Below are 13119 nucleotides of genomic sequence, written 5' to 3' on the forward strand. Positions count from 1 at the left end.
AAGAAGAGGCGACCCTGGGGTCGCCTCTTCGTTTGGGGCAAACGGTGAATGGGGGGCGCGAAAGGTTAGCCGAAACGGCGGCGCGCCTCCTCAAACAGGGACAGATGCAGCGGGATAAGTGTCTGCCAATCGCGCCGGTAACCGCCTCCCGGCACGGCGGCGATGGCCAGCCCGTGCTGCCGTGCGCAATCGAACACCATGGCATCCCGCTGGCGTACCCCGGCGTCGCTCAGGGAGAGGAAACCCAGCTCGTCCGCATGGTGCACATCCACGCCGGCCTGATAGAGGATGAGATCCGGCTGATAGAGGCGCAGGGCCAGGGTGAGGGCCTGCTCCAATGTGGTGAGGTAGGCATCGTCCTGCATGCCGCCGGGCAGCGGGAAGTCCAGATGGGAGGCGGGCTTGTGGAAGGGGAAGTTGCGCTCCCCATGGAGGGAGAGGGTGATGATGTCCCGGCGGTCTGCGCACAGGGCCGCGCTGCCATCCCCCTGATGGACGTCGAGATCCACGATCAGCACCTGCTCGCAGCGCCCCTCGTCGAGGCAGGTTTGCGCCGCTATCACCAGATCGTTGAACAGACAAAAACCGCTGCCAAAGCCCCGGTGGGCGTGGTGATAGCCGCCGGAGAGCTGCAGGCCGCACCCCTCGGCCAGGGCATGGCGGCTGGCGGCCAGGGTCGCACCGACAGAATGGAGGGTGCGTTCGATGAGTAGTGGCGACCAGGGAAAGCCGAGCCGGCGGATGGCGTCCCGCTCCAGAGTGCCGGCGAGGGCGGCATCCACATAAGTGGCGTCATGGACTCGCATCAGCTGCGCCCGGCTGGCGGGGCTGGCCAGGGTGAGCGGATAACCCTGCTCCGAGAGCATCTGGTAGAGCGCCTGATACTTGGCCAGAGGAAAGCGATGGCGTTCGGGCAGCGTCAGGGCGGAGTAGCTGTGGTGATGGAAGATGCGAAGGGACATGGGATCCGAGTCCGTGCGAAATGAAAAAGGGGAGCCTGGCTCCCCTGATTACTGGCACTCAAGCGCCATCATTGCTGCTGGATCACCCAGATCTGGAAGGCCTTGCGGGTCTCGGCGTCAGCCTTGTTGTACCAGCTCTGCAGCTGGGTCAGGGCTTCCGGGTTGCTCATGGCCTTGCTCGGGGCCACTTCCACCGGTGCGCTGGCGGCGGCCATCACGGCAGCGGTGGAGACGGCAACTGTCTTGGGCTGGTTGAACGCCTTGCCCATCTTGATGAGCTCCTGCTGATAGTCCCGGGTCAGCTGGAAGCCACCCACGGTCGGCATGATGAACTGTTCGGATTTCAGGGCCTGGCCAGTGGCTTTGTCTTTCAGGACGACGTTCTGATCCTTGACGAAACGTCTGGCTTCGTCTTCCTTGCGGGGCTTCTTGAAGTCGAGGAACAGCTGCTGGTTGTCGGCGGCGGTGAAGTTGATCACCAGGGGCTCGGCGGTCACCAGCTTGGTTTCGCTGCGGCTGGAGTAGTTGCCTTCGAAGGCGACGACGACCTGGTGCTTGCCGGGCTCCAGGGAGAAGACGGTGGCTTTGTCGAGCAGCTGGGGGTTGACGGGTTCACCATCGAGCAGCTGGATGACATAGGGGTTCGTTATTTCCAGTTGGCTGGCGGCCAGGGCGCTACCTGCCCACAACAGACCAGCCAGGGCCGGTACCAGAACAGTCAGTTTCATTTCATCTCCTTGAACAGTCAGGCGAGTGCCCACTGAAAAATAGGGGCTCATTTTTACAGGTTTGCCGCAGAGCGGCAATAGGTGTTTAGGGCGTCTCTGACAGGGTTGGCAGCGTCTTTTCTCGCAGAAGAAGGGCCGGGCCGTCTCTCCTGTGGCCTACTCCACGCGCCGGGTGAAGGGGGGCAGGGCATCCAGCAGCCCCTTGCCATAGCGCTTGGTCAGCAGGCGTCGGTCGAGAATGGTGACCCGTCCCCGATCCGCCTCTTTGCGGATGAGGCGGCCACAGGCCTGGATGAGCTTGCGGGAGGCCTCCGGCACCGTGAGCTGCAGGAAGGGATTGCCGCCACGCTGCTCGATCCACTCGGCGGTGGCCTCTTCCACCGGCGAGTTGGGGACCGCGAAGGGGAGCTTGGTGATCACCAGGTTGGTGAGGTAATGGCCGGGCAAATCCAGCCCCTCGGAGAAGCTGCCGGTGCCAAACAGTATGCTGGCCTGGCCGCCGTCGCACTTCTGCTTGTGCAGGGTCAGCAGGGCGCTGCGGGATGCCTCCCCCTGCACCAGCAGGGAGAGCCCCTTGGCCCGGAGTCCCACCGCCACCTCGTTCATCTGCCGGTAGGAGGAGAAGAGCACCAGGCTCGCCTCCTTGCCCGCCAGCAGCCGGGGCAGGGTGTCTATCAGCTCCTGGGTGAAGGCCGGGGCGCTGGGCTCATGGGCCATCCTGGGCAGATAGAGCTCCGCCTTGTGGTAGTCGAAGGGGGAGCGCAGGCGCAGGTAGCGGGTGCCATCGTGCTCCTTGAGCCCCACCTGATGGCGGAAGTAACTGAAGGAGGAGAGGGCGGTGAGGGTGGCGGACACCAGCACGGCGCCGAGGCATTTTGACCAGAGCCACTCCTCCAGCAGGTAACCCACCTCGATGGGGGAGGCGTGCAGCCAGATGTCGCCCTCCTCCCCCTTGGCCATCCAGCGGGCCAGCGGCGTCTTGCCGGTAGGCACGTGGCGGCTCAGCATCTCCCACAGGGCGCAGAAGCTCTCCAGCCGCTGCAGGTGGAAGCCGCTCTCCGCCAACAGGGGCTCGGCCTCCTTGCGGCGGATCTCTCCATCCTTGAGGGCCTCGCCGATGGCCCCCTGCATCCTGTCCAGGGCTCGCAGCGCCTTCTTGCTCGCCTCTTTCAGATTCTCCGCCAGCATGGGCAGGGGATCCGGTAGCACGCCATCGGCGAAGCGATAGTGCTGCTCGCAGCCAAAGAGATGATCGTTGCCGGCAAGCCACTGCTCCAGCGCCTTGAGGTCCGGCTGCAGGGAGGCCAGCGCGTCCTGCAACTTGAGCTGAGGGTCCAGCAGGCTCTCCTTGTTGAGGGCCCGGGCCAGCTTGCCGGCACTCTGTACCAGCTTCTCCAGCCAGCGGCGCGAACCCTTGACGCTGGCGGAGGCCGCCCCGTGATCCCGCGCTATGGTGGGCAGGTGATGGGCTTCGTCCAGCACGTAGATGCACTCGTCCGGTGGCGGCAGGATGATGCCGCCACCCATGGTGAGGTCGGAGAGCAGCAGGGCGTGGTTGACCACCAGCACGTCGGCGGCGTCCATGTCGTTGCGGGCGCGGTGGAAGGGGCAGTGCTGGTGATGGCTCAGGGCCTTGTTGCAGCTGTGGCGGTCGGCGGCAATCCTGTCCCAGCAGAGATCCGGGATGGGTTTGGGCCAGTTGTCTCTATCGCCATCCCATTTCCCCTCGGTATAGGCCTGCCACAGGGCCTGATAGCGAGCCTTGTCGGCATCGGAGGGCTTGTGTTTGCTCAAAGCACCGAAATCCAGCTCGAAGTTGGCCATCTCGCCGCCGCTGGCCGCCTGCTCCAGCAGGTACTCGCAGCAGTAACGCTGGCGCCCCTTGACCAGCATGAAGCGAAACGGCAGTTCGCTGTGCCTGTGGTAGAAGGGCAGGTCCTTGTGGATGAGCTGCTCCTGCAGGGCGACGGTGGCGGTGGAGATCACCAGCTTCTTCTGGGTGAGGCGCGCCACCGGGATGGCGCCCTGGGCATAGGAGAGGGATTTGCCGATGCCGGTGCCCGCCTCGGCCACCAGGATGCGGCGGGCCCTGTCGTATTCACCGGTCAGGGTTTTGGCGATCTCGGCCACCAGAAAGTTCTGCTCTTTACGGGGCACAAAACCGGGCAAGCCATCGGCAATCTGTCGATACGTATTGCGAATGGTGGTTTTGAGGCGGGTAGATAGCATAAATGAGTTCTGGCCGTGTCGGGGGGGATGGAGACAGGATACCCGCAACGGGGCGCCGGGGTCGAGGCAGGGAGCGACAGGGGCTTCATCCTCGATTCGGCATTTATAGTATGAGGACTCAAATCGGTGCAATAAATCACCAGTGCCGGGTTGTTAAGGCAGAGAGAATGACTGTAAACGTTTTCCCTGGTGGGGTTGGCAATGTGGGAGTCAGCTCACAAAATTTTTGCTTTGACTAAGCATTTCGCAAAAAGTTCCAAGTTTTTTCGTTGCGGATTGGAAAACCCGGTGATAGTCTCGGCCCCATAGTGATGCAAAGAACATCGCTAACACAGGGAATAACAAGGACTTAGTGTTTAATTACAGTAGGCATTGGAAACAATTATGAAAAAGACAATTCTGGCTATTGCTATCCCGGCTCTGTTCGCTTCTGCCGCTAACGCCGCAGTCGTTTATGACAAAGACGGTGTCACTTTTGATATCTACGGCCGTGTTCAGGCTAACTATTATGCAGACCATAACAAGTCTGTTGGCGCAACTGACGGTTCTTGGGGTTTCAGTGACACTGGTGCTCCTGAGTTCACTCCAGGTACTCCTGCACACTACTCTGATGTGGATGGTGAACTGGTTGGTTCTTCCCGTCTGGGCTGGTCCGGTAAAGTTGCGCTGAACAACACCTGGTCCGGTATCGCCAAGACCGAGTGGCAAGTTTCTGCCGAAAACTCCGACAACAAGTTCAACTCCCGTCACATCTACGTCGGCTTCGACGGCACCCAGTACGGCAAGATCATCTTTGGTCAAACCGACACCGCGTTCTACGACGTGCTGGAGCCGACCGATATCTTCAACGAATGGGGTGACGTAGGTAACTTCTACGACGGTCGTCAAGAAGGCCAGATCATCTACTCCAACAGCTTCGGCGGTTTCAGCGGCAAGCTGTCCTACCAGACCAACGATGACGTAGCCGTCAAGGTTACCGACATCGGTCAAGGCATCAAAGAAGACGCCGTATACGGCAAGAACGTGAAGCGCAAGTATGGCTACGCCGCCGCAGCTGGCTATGACTTCGACTTCGGTCTGGGCTTCGATGCCGGTTACGCTTACTCCGATCTGGAAAGCACCACCAGCAGCGCTTCTGGCGACAAGAAAGAGTGGGCCCTGGGCGCACACTACGCCATCAACGGCTTCTACTTCGCCGGTGTGTACACCCAGGCTGACCTGAGCTACGACAACACTGTTGCCGGTAGCAACAAGGACAAGGGCCGTGGCTACGAGCTGGCTGCTTCCTACAACGTTGACGCCTGGACCTTCCTGGCCGGTTACAACTTCACCGAAGGTAAGGTTGCTTCCAACTCTGCCGGTGCTTCTTACGAAGACATCGTTGACGAAACCCTGCTGGGCGTGCAGTACAACTTCACTTCCAAGCTGAAGGCATACACCGAGTACAAGATCCAGGGTATCGACAACCTGGATGACGAATTCACCGTTGCCCTGCAGTACAACTTCTAATCCAGTCCTGGCACTGAGTTAGTGAAGAAACGGCCAAGCCTAGCTTGGCCGTTTTATTTTTTGTGCCCTCGTTCCCCCATTTCACCGCCCATTCCCGCGCAGCATCACGTTGCCACGTTTTTTCCCTTGGTTCTCCCAGGTTGGATCGCTAGATTATTCAACTCGTTGAAGGAACATTGACCGACAGGGAAGCACTGGATTGATCGATTTTACCCACCCCGAGTGGCGGGCCTTGGCGCAGCAGCTGCTGGCGGAATCCGCCCCCGTGCTCCGTGCGCGCCAGTGGCAGCCTCTCATCGGCATGCTCAGGGACAATCAACTGCTGCTGGCCCTCGGCAACCATCGCTATGAGCTGACCCCGGCGGGCCGCCGTTATCTGACCCGTGAGCTGACCCTGGCCGAGATGGCGTGCGCGCCCCTCGAGCCGGAGGAGTGGCTGCATGAACAGGGTTGGCAGCTGGGGGATCGCGTCAACGAGCGCGTGCTGGCGGCGCTCTATCGCAAGGGACAGGGAAGTTTCAGCCCCATCGAGCAGATCAACTTTGAGGACAAGGGGATAGGACTCTGCCGGGATCAATCCCTGCGGCTGCGGGCGATGCACCCTTTCAGCCTGTTCTTCAGTGGGGGGCGACTGCTGGATGCGGGCCCCTGGCTGGAGAGCCTCGGGGAGGTGGCGCTCCCCGTGCGCACCCTGGGGGGACTTGGCAAGGTTTTGTGGGGGGAAGGGGAGATCCTGCGGGTGATCAGCACCGACTCCATCGGCGCCTTTGCCGAGCTGGCCCTGCCCGTCGATGCCCTGCTGGTCTGGCTCCCCCCGGGCGAGCCCGGCGCCTTGCAATCCCTGGTTGCCGCTTTGCCTCCCCATGTCGTCTGGAGCCATCTTGGCGCCCTGGATCCGGCCGGAGTAGATCGGGTACTGACGCTGGCCGAGCGGCTGGGTCGGCCGGCGAGCTGGTGGCTGCCACTGACCCTGGCCCCCATCAAGGAGGCCTATGCATCCCCCTTGGGGGATTCCCGCCCCTGGGAGCCGAGCCGGATCCCGCGGCCACTGTTGGCACTTTGTAGCGATTTGATCGAGTCAAACAGGGGTTTGTCCACCGAAGTCTGCGCCCTGGCACCAGAGTGGCATGCGGTCGGTGGATAGGCTGGTGGATCCGGTCAAAGATGCCTGCGAAAAAGCGGTTTTCCCCTATTGAGCACGGTGGTATAAAGAGCTGACGATGCGCTCGCCTGCGGGCGCTTTTGTTTGCCACTTTTTTGTTTCAAAAACGCGCCTGCCACCCAACACATTCAATGGAATACAGGGACTACCATGTTTGAAAAGGTTGTTGCCGCCCCAGCGGATCCTATCCTGGGCCTGACCGAAGCTTTCCGTGCCGACACTCGCAGCCACAAGATCAATCTGGGGGTCGGGATCTACAAGGATGAATCCGGTGCCACCCCCATACTGCACTGCGTGAAGAAAGCCGAGCAGAAGCTGCTCAGTGACGAGAAGACCAAGAATTACCTCGGCATCGAGGGCAACATCGAATATGCCCACATCGTGCAGCAACTGCTGTTCGGGCAGGATGCGGCTCTGATCGCGAGCGGCCGTGCCAAGACGGCGCAGGCGCCGGGCGGTACCGGGGCCCTGCGCATCGCCGCCGAGTTCGTGGTTCGCAACGGGCTGGCCAAGACCATCTGGATCTCCGACCCCACCTGGGCCAACCACGTGAGCGTGTTCCAGGCCGCGGGTCTCTCCGTTAAATGGTACAAATACTACGACGCCGCCACCAAGGGGTTGGACTTTGCCGCCATGCAGGCGTCGCTCTCCGAGGTGCAGGCCGGCGATCTGGTGCTGCTGCACGGCTGTTGCCACAACCCGACCGGTATCGATCCGACCACCGAGCAGTGGCAGGCCCTCGCCAAACAGAGTGCGGCCGCCGGTTGGCTGCCGCTGTTTGACTTCGCCTATCAGGGCTTCGCCCGGGGTATAGAGGAAGATGCGCAAGGTCTGCGGATCTTCGCCGAGTGCCACGATGAGTTGCTGGTGGCGAGCTCCTTCTCCAAGAACTTCGGCCTCTACAACGAGCGGGTCGGCGCCTTCACCCTGGTGAGCGTGAGCAAGGCCGTGGCCGACGTGGCTTTCACTCAGGTGAAGACCGTCATCCGTGCCAACTACTCCAATCCGCCGTCACACGGCGCCGCCGTGGTCACCGCCATCGTCAGCGATCCGGCCCTCTATGCCGAGTGGGTGGAAGAGGTGACCGCCATGCGGGTGCGCATTCGCGAGATGCGCGAGCTGCTGGTGGAGAAGCTGGCGGCCCTGGGCGTGAGCCAGGACTTTGGCTTCATCCGCGAGCAGAACGGCATGTTCTCCTTCTCCGGCCTATCCAAGGATCAGGTGGAGCGCCTCAAGAGCGAGTTTGCCATTTACATCGTCGGCTCCGGCCGGATCAGCGTGGCCGGGATCACCCGCGCCAACATAGATCCGCTGTGCGACGCCATCGCCAAGGTACTGTAAGCGAGAGCCTGCATACCTGGATTGATGTTGAATGCTGACAAAAAGCCCGCCAGATTTGGCGGGCTTTTTCATTTCTTATCGCATCACTCTGTCGCCTGGTTTCAGCGACGCCCCTTGCCCCCCAGCAGGGATCCCAGCACGCCGCGGATCAGCTGGCGTCCCACCTCGTTGCCCAGGGTGCGGGCCACGCTCTTGGCGGCGGTCTGCACCACGCCGTCGTGCTGGCCGCCGCGGGGGCCGGTACGGCCGAACAGCATGCCATTGAGGGCATCGAGCAGACCACCGCCCGCAGGCTGGTTCCTCTGGGTCGGGGAGCCGCTTGATCTCCCATCCGGCGCCTCTTCCCCTTGAGCCCCATTTCCCTTGAGCCGCTCGAAGGCTGACTCCCGATCCTCTGTCTGCTCATAGCGGCCGTGCAGCAGCGAGCCCAGGATCTGGGCTTGGCGCTCGGCCTCCGTCAGCGGTCCGATGCGGCTGGCGGGTGGGGCTATGAAGGCCCGCTCCACCACGCTGGGGCGTCCCTTCTCATCGAGCAGGGAGATGAGGGCCTCGCCGACCCCGAGCTCGGTGATGACGCCGGCGGCGTCAAACGCCGGGTTGGCCCTCAGGGTGTTGGCGGCGATCCGCACCGCCTTCTGATCGCTCGGGGTGAAGGCACGCAGGGCGTGCTGCACCCGGTTGCCAAGCTGTCCCAGCACGGTGTCCGGGATATCGGCCGGACTCTGGGTCACGAAATAGACGCCGACCCCCTTGGAGCGGATGAGGCGCATCACCAGCTCGATCTTCTCCAGCAATGCCTTGGGGGCGTCGTTGAACAGGAGGTGGGCCTCGTCGAAGAAGAACACCAGCACGGGTTTTTCCGGATCCCCCACCTCGGGTAGTTGCTCGAACAGCTCGGAGAGCAGCCAGAGCAGGAAGCAGGCATAGAGCCGGCTGGACTGGGTCAGTTTGGTGGCGGCCAGCACATTGATATGGCCGTGGCCAGCCTGATTGGTCTGCAGGAGATCCTGGATATCCAGCATGGGCTCGCCGAAGAAGTGATCCCCGCCGGCGCTCTCCAGGGTGAGCAGGTTGCGCAGGATGGCGCCGACGGAGGCGGTGGAGACATTGCCATAACGGGTGGTGAGGAACTTGGCGTTCTCCCCCACGAACTGCACCATGGCCCGCAGGTCTTTCAGATCGAGCAGCAGCAGCCCCTCGTCGTCCGCCACCTTGAACACCAGCTCCAGCACCCCGCTCTGGGTGTCGTTCAGACCGAGCAATCGGGCCAGCAGCAGGGGGCCCATGTCGGAGACGGTGGCTCGCACCGGATGGCCCTGTTCGGCAAAGAGATCCCAGAAGAGGGTCGGGCTGGCGGCAAACAGGGGGGCGGGGATCCCGAGCTGGGCCAGGCGGGCATCGAGCTTGGTGGAGGGGGCACCTGGGGCACCCAGCCCGGCGAGATCCCCTTTCACATCCGCGAGAAACACTGGTACCCCGATGCGGGAGAACCCCTCCGCCATTACCTGCAAGGTGACTGTCTTGCCGGTCCCCGTGGCACCCGTGATGAGACCGTGGCGATTGGCCAGCGCGGGCAGCAGGCTGATGGGCTGGCCATTGGCGTAGGCGAGGGTCAGTGGTTCGGCCATGGAGGGCTCCTTATCGCAGTCGACCAAAGAGGAAACAGGCTGATAGGAGTGTGGTGGCAGAGCCAGATGATGGCAAGGGAAGGCCCCGCACCGGCCTCCCTTATGTCATTCATTCGCCTCAAAGTTAAGGGTTCAAGGGCGCTGGGGATGACCCTTGCCGAGACGGCCCAGTTGCAGCAGCAGCAGGGTGAGCAGAGCTCCGGCGGCGGCCGTGATCATGGCGAGCAGCAGGCTGCCGAGCAGGAAGGGGGGCACCAGGGTGGCCGCCTCGTGCTCCAGCCAGTGCAAAGACCAGGTGAGATGGAAGGGTTCGGGAGTCTGATGCAACACCAGACAGCCGGTGCGATAGGCCCACAGATACATGAAGGGCAGGGTCAGTGGGTTGTTGAACCAGACAGCCAGCAGGGCCAGCGGCAGGTTGAAACTGAAGGCGAGGGCCAGCGCCACCGCGACCAGAGAGTGCATGGGCATGGGAACCCAGCTCGCGAAGATGCCGGAGGCGATGGCGCCGCAGAGGGCGCGGCGCCCACCCTGCCACAGGGCCGGGGAGAGCAGCCGTTCCCCGAACAGGGCAAACCATTTTTGCTGGCGCAGGGTCTCGGGATCCAGTTTCAGGCGGGCAATCCACTGCTTCAGCATGCCCGCGCCACCTTGCGTTTCTGCCATTGGCGCACGGTATTGATGCGCCAGAAGGTGCGAATAAAGGCGTAACCGAGCAGGGAGCTCAGCAGGGCGAGCACGAGCGATCCCAGCAGCAGGGGCGGGGCCAGGGTCTCGAACACTGAGACCAGCCAGGCCCAGGTGAACTCGATCTCGATATGTTGATAGGGCTGACCCAGCAGGTGACAGCCCACCAGATAGGCGCCGTAGAACAGCGGCGGCATGGTGAAGGGGTTGGAGAGCCAGACCAGGGCTACCGAGAGGGGCAGGTTGACCCGAAATGCGATGGCGCCCCCGGCGGCCAGCAACATCTGGCAGGGGAGCGGGATCCAGGCCATGAAGAGGCCGACCGCGAAGGCGCCGGCGGCGGAGCGGCGGTTGAGGTGCCAGAGGTTGGCATCGAGCAGCAGCTTGCCAAACAGCCGCAAATGCTTGTGCTCCTTGAGCTTCTCTTGATCGGGTAGCCAGCGTTTGATGAGTCGTTTGGGCATGTTTGAAACCTTGCTAAATACTTGCTCAATGGATCTGCGTCTGTTGTCGTTTGCCCTCGGGGCAAGCTCCTCCCTGCTCTGGCCCTGGCTCCCCTCGGTTGCATGGGGCGCCCTGCTGCTGGTGCTCGCCCTCTGGCTGGCCCATGGGCGTCATTGGCCCTGGCTGTTCCTGCTGCTTGGCATGCTCTGGATGCAGGCCAGTCTGCAATACCGGCTGGCCTGGCTCGACAGGCTGGAGGAGCAGACAACCCACATGATAACCGCACGGGTGCAAAGTACAGAACCTCAGGGTGAGAAATTTGTCCGCCTGCTGCTGCGCCTGGAGACGCTGGATGACGCGCGCATCCGGCCTTCTCCCCTTATCCGCATCAACGCCTACCAGGCGTTGCCTGATCTGCCTGCCGGCAGCCAGATCACCCTGGTGAGTACCCTCAAGCCGGCGCACGGGCTCGCCAACGAGGCGGGGCTGGATGGACGACGGCTGCTGCTCGGCAAGGGGATCACCGCCACCGGCAACCTGCGCCGGGTGGTGGCGATGGACGCGGTCGCCCCCGGTTGGCGGGCGCGCTGGCTGGCCGATGCCAGCCTCGCCTGGGAAGGACTGGCTCAGGCCCCCCTGCTGGCGGCGCTGACCTTTGGAGAACAAGGCGGGATCACGGATGCCCAGTGGGATCTGTTTCGTGGCAGCGGTCTGACCCACATCATCGCCATCTCGGGCCAACACATCGCCCTGGTGGCCGTGCTCGGCTGGTGGCTGGGGCGGTTGTTCGGATTGCGTTCGGCCATCCTGATCTCCCTGCTGTTTGCCGCGACCTACAGCTCCCTCGCCGGGTTTGCGGTGGCCACCGAACGGGCCCTCATCATGGTGGCGGTCTGGAGCCTGCTGCGCTGGCGCAGGCGGGACTGGCCCAGCCACCGCATCTGGCTGTGGGCCTGGGTCGTGCTCACGCTCTGGGATCCCTTCGCCCTCTATTCGGCGGGCTTCTGGCTCTCCTTCCTGGCGGTGGCGCTCCTGCTGTTGGCGAGCCATCTAGCCGCCAGCCCCGGGCTGGTGCGTCTGCAACTCTTGTTGCTACTCGGCCTGCTGCCCCTGCAACTGCTGCTGTTCGAGGGGATGGCGCCACTGGCGCTGTTGTTCAATCTGCTGGCCTTGCCGCTGTTTTGCATCGGGATCATCCCGCTGGCGCTGATCGGCGTGCTGGTTGCCCCCATCTCCACCACCCTTGCCCACGGCCTGTTCTGGCTCTCGGCGTGCGGCCTGGAGTGGGTGCTCTGGGGGCTGAACCTGCTGGCCAGTCATCTGCAACTCTGGTGGCCCGTGCCCGGCTGGCTGATGCCGGCGAGCCTGCTGTTCATCCTGCTGTGGGCTGGCTGGCGACTGCCCGGTGGCCGCTATCTGGCGCTGCCGGTGGGGGCCGCCCTGCTGCTGGCCGCCTGGCCCACGCCCAGCCCCTGGCAGTTGCGGGTGCTGGATGTGGGGCAGGGGCTTGCCGTGCTCATCACTCGCGGGGAGCGGGGCATCCTGTATGACACAGGGGATCGCTACCCTGGCGGCTACAACATGGCCGACGCCGCCATCCTGCCGATACTGAACCGGCTCGGCATACGGGTGCTGGATGCCCTCATCATCAGCCACAAGGACAAGGATCACGCGGGCAACCGCCTCGCCTTGCTACAGGCCCTGCCGGTGCGCAGTGAGATCTCTTCCTTCCCGTTCAGCCGGGATACCCGGCTGTGCCGACGGGGTCAGCGCTGGCAGTGGCAGGGGCTAGATTTTACGGTGCTCTGGCCAGAACGGCCGGGGGCGGGTCGCAACAACGATGGCTGCGTGCTGCAGATAAGCGATGGCCGCAGCCGCATCCTGCTCGCCGCCGATATCGAGAAGGCAGCCGAGCGCCGGCTGGTGGCCCTGGAGGAAGAAGATGAGGAAGGAAGGGGGCTTGCCAGCACCCTGCTGGTCAGTCCCCATCACGGCAGCCGCACCTCCTCGACTCCGGCGTTCGTGGCGGCGGTCAGCCCGACCCTTGTCGTTCATAGCGCGGGCTTCATGAACCAGTGGCAGTTTCCCAGACCCGAGGTGGTGGCGAGATACGAAGACGCGCGTCAGTGGGTGACAGGGCTGGACGGCGCCATCCTGGTGGAGGCAGAGGGGACTGGGCTGCGCATTCGGGCCGAGCGGGAAGGGGGACCCTGGTATCGGCGAAACGGTGACTGGTGGCAACCCAAGCTCTGGGACTGGTGAGGCCCCCAAGCCGTCATTTCCCTTGTTGTCATCGCTGTACGTGATGGCGGTGTTTGGTGTGAGGCTGCGCTTTGGCTTGGGCATGAATCCGTCATTTCCCCTGTTGTCATCCCGGTGCGTGATGGCGACGCTTGGTGTAAGGCTGCGCTTTGGCTAGAATACTCCGT

The 13119-nt window shown here is 63.1% G+C and carries 10 protein-coding genes; 4 read left to right on the plus strand and 6 right to left on the minus strand.

Features of this window, described 5'->3' with window-relative positions; all coding sequences use genetic code 11:
• Positions 1–65: 65 nt before the first annotated feature.
• The 3 genes from ACRCYW_RS04435 to dinG form a co-directional block, all read right to left on the minus strand.
• Positions 66–962 (minus strand): histone deacetylase family protein, encoded by an 897-nt coding sequence (locus ACRCYW_RS04435; RefSeq protein ID WP_438548945.1) that lies wholly within the window; start codon positions 960–962, stop codon positions 66–68.
• Between the two features lie 68 nt (positions 963–1030).
• Positions 1031–1690, minus strand: a complete 660-nt coding sequence (locus tag ACRCYW_RS04440; RefSeq protein WP_438548946.1) for a YccT family protein — start codon at positions 1688–1690, stop codon at positions 1031–1033.
• Positions 1691–1846: 156 nt separating this feature from the next.
• A complete protein-coding gene (gene dinG, locus ACRCYW_RS04445) occupies positions 1847–3919 on the minus strand; it encodes an ATP-dependent DNA helicase DinG (RefSeq protein ID WP_438548947.1) in 2073 nt (690 codons plus the stop codon).
• A 384-nt stretch (positions 3920–4303) separates the two neighbouring features.
• Between dinG and ACRCYW_RS04450 the strand changes: the two genes are divergently transcribed.
• From ACRCYW_RS04450 to ACRCYW_RS04460, 3 genes are all read left to right on the plus strand, one after another.
• Positions 4304–5428, plus strand: a complete 1125-nt coding sequence (locus tag ACRCYW_RS04450) for a porin (RefSeq protein ID WP_438548948.1) — start codon at positions 4304–4306, stop codon at positions 5426–5428.
• A gap of 199 nt (positions 5429–5627) precedes the next feature.
• A complete protein-coding gene (locus tag ACRCYW_RS04455; RefSeq protein WP_438548949.1) occupies positions 5628–6572 on the plus strand; it encodes a hypothetical protein in 945 nt (314 codons plus the stop codon).
• A 168-nt stretch (positions 6573–6740) separates the two neighbouring features.
• A complete protein-coding gene (locus ACRCYW_RS04460) occupies positions 6741–7931 on the plus strand; it encodes an amino acid aminotransferase (protein WP_438548950.1) in 1191 nt (396 codons plus the stop codon).
• Between the two features lie 101 nt (positions 7932–8032).
• Here ACRCYW_RS04460 and ACRCYW_RS04465 read toward each other — a convergent pair whose 3' ends face one another.
• The 3 genes from ACRCYW_RS04465 to ACRCYW_RS04475 all read right to left on the minus strand — a co-directional run bounded on the left by ACRCYW_RS04465 (position 8033) and on the right by ACRCYW_RS04475 (position 10710).
• Positions 8033–9559, minus strand: coding sequence for a helicase HerA-like domain-containing protein (locus ACRCYW_RS04465; protein WP_438548951.1), 1527 nt, complete (start codon positions 9557–9559; stop codon positions 8033–8035).
• Positions 9560–9691: 132 nt separating this feature from the next.
• The gene (locus tag ACRCYW_RS04470) at positions 9692–10198 is read right to left on the minus strand and encodes a DUF2062 domain-containing protein (protein WP_438548952.1); all 507 of its coding nucleotides are present in this window, start codon (positions 10196–10198) and stop codon (positions 9692–9694) included.
• Positions 10192–10710 (minus strand): DUF2062 domain-containing protein, encoded by a 519-nt coding sequence (locus ACRCYW_RS04475; protein WP_438548953.1) that lies wholly within the window; start codon positions 10708–10710, stop codon positions 10192–10194. The genes ACRCYW_RS04470 and ACRCYW_RS04475 overlap by 7 nt, the downstream gene beginning before the upstream one ends.
• Positions 10711–10738: 28 nt before the next feature.
• Between ACRCYW_RS04475 and ACRCYW_RS04480 the strand changes: the two genes are divergently transcribed.
• Positions 10739–12952, plus strand: a complete 2214-nt coding sequence (locus ACRCYW_RS04480) for a DNA internalization-related competence protein ComEC/Rec2 (RefSeq protein ID WP_438548954.1) — start codon at positions 10739–10741, stop codon at positions 12950–12952.
• Positions 12953–13119: the final 167 nt, after the last annotated feature.

It is taken from the genome of Aeromonas sp., from assembly GCF_051657805.1.
GTDB lineage: Bacteria > Pseudomonadota > Gammaproteobacteria > Enterobacterales > Aeromonadaceae > Aeromonas.

What these genes read in the sequence shown, in the direction of transcription:
- ACRCYW_RS04460 (WP_438548950.1), top strand. Translation starts at nt 6,741, where the DNA reads ATGTTTGAAAAGGTTGTTGCCGCCCCAGCGGATCCTATCCTGGGCCTG.
- ACRCYW_RS04480 (WP_438548954.1), top strand. Translation starts at nt 10,739, where the DNA reads ATGGATCTGCGTCTGTTGTCGTTTGCCCTCGGGGCAAGCTCCTCCCTG.
- ACRCYW_RS04450 (WP_438548948.1), top strand. Translation starts at nt 4,304, where the DNA reads ATGAAAAAGACAATTCTGGCTATTGCTATCCCGGCTCTGTTCGCTTCT.
- ACRCYW_RS04465 (WP_438548951.1), bottom strand. Translation starts at nt 9,559, where the DNA reads ATGGCCGAACCACTGACCCTCGCCTACGCCAATGGCCAGCCCATCAGC.
- ACRCYW_RS04435 (WP_438548945.1), bottom strand. Translation starts at nt 962, where the DNA reads ATGTCCCTTCGCATCTTCCATCACCACAGCTACTCCGCCCTGACGCTG.
- ACRCYW_RS04475 (WP_438548953.1), bottom strand. Translation starts at nt 10,710, where the DNA reads ATGCCCAAACGACTCATCAAACGCTGGCTACCCGATCAAGAGAAGCTC.
- dinG (WP_438548947.1), bottom strand. Translation starts at nt 3,919, where the DNA reads ATGCTATCTACCCGCCTCAAAACCACCATTCGCAATACGTATCGACAG.
- ACRCYW_RS04470 (WP_438548952.1), bottom strand. Translation starts at nt 10,198, where the DNA reads ATGCTGAAGCAGTGGATTGCCCGCCTGAAACTGGATCCCGAGACCCTG.
- ACRCYW_RS04440 (WP_438548946.1), bottom strand. Translation starts at nt 1,690, where the DNA reads ATGAAACTGACTGTTCTGGTACCGGCCCTGGCTGGTCTGTTGTGGGCA.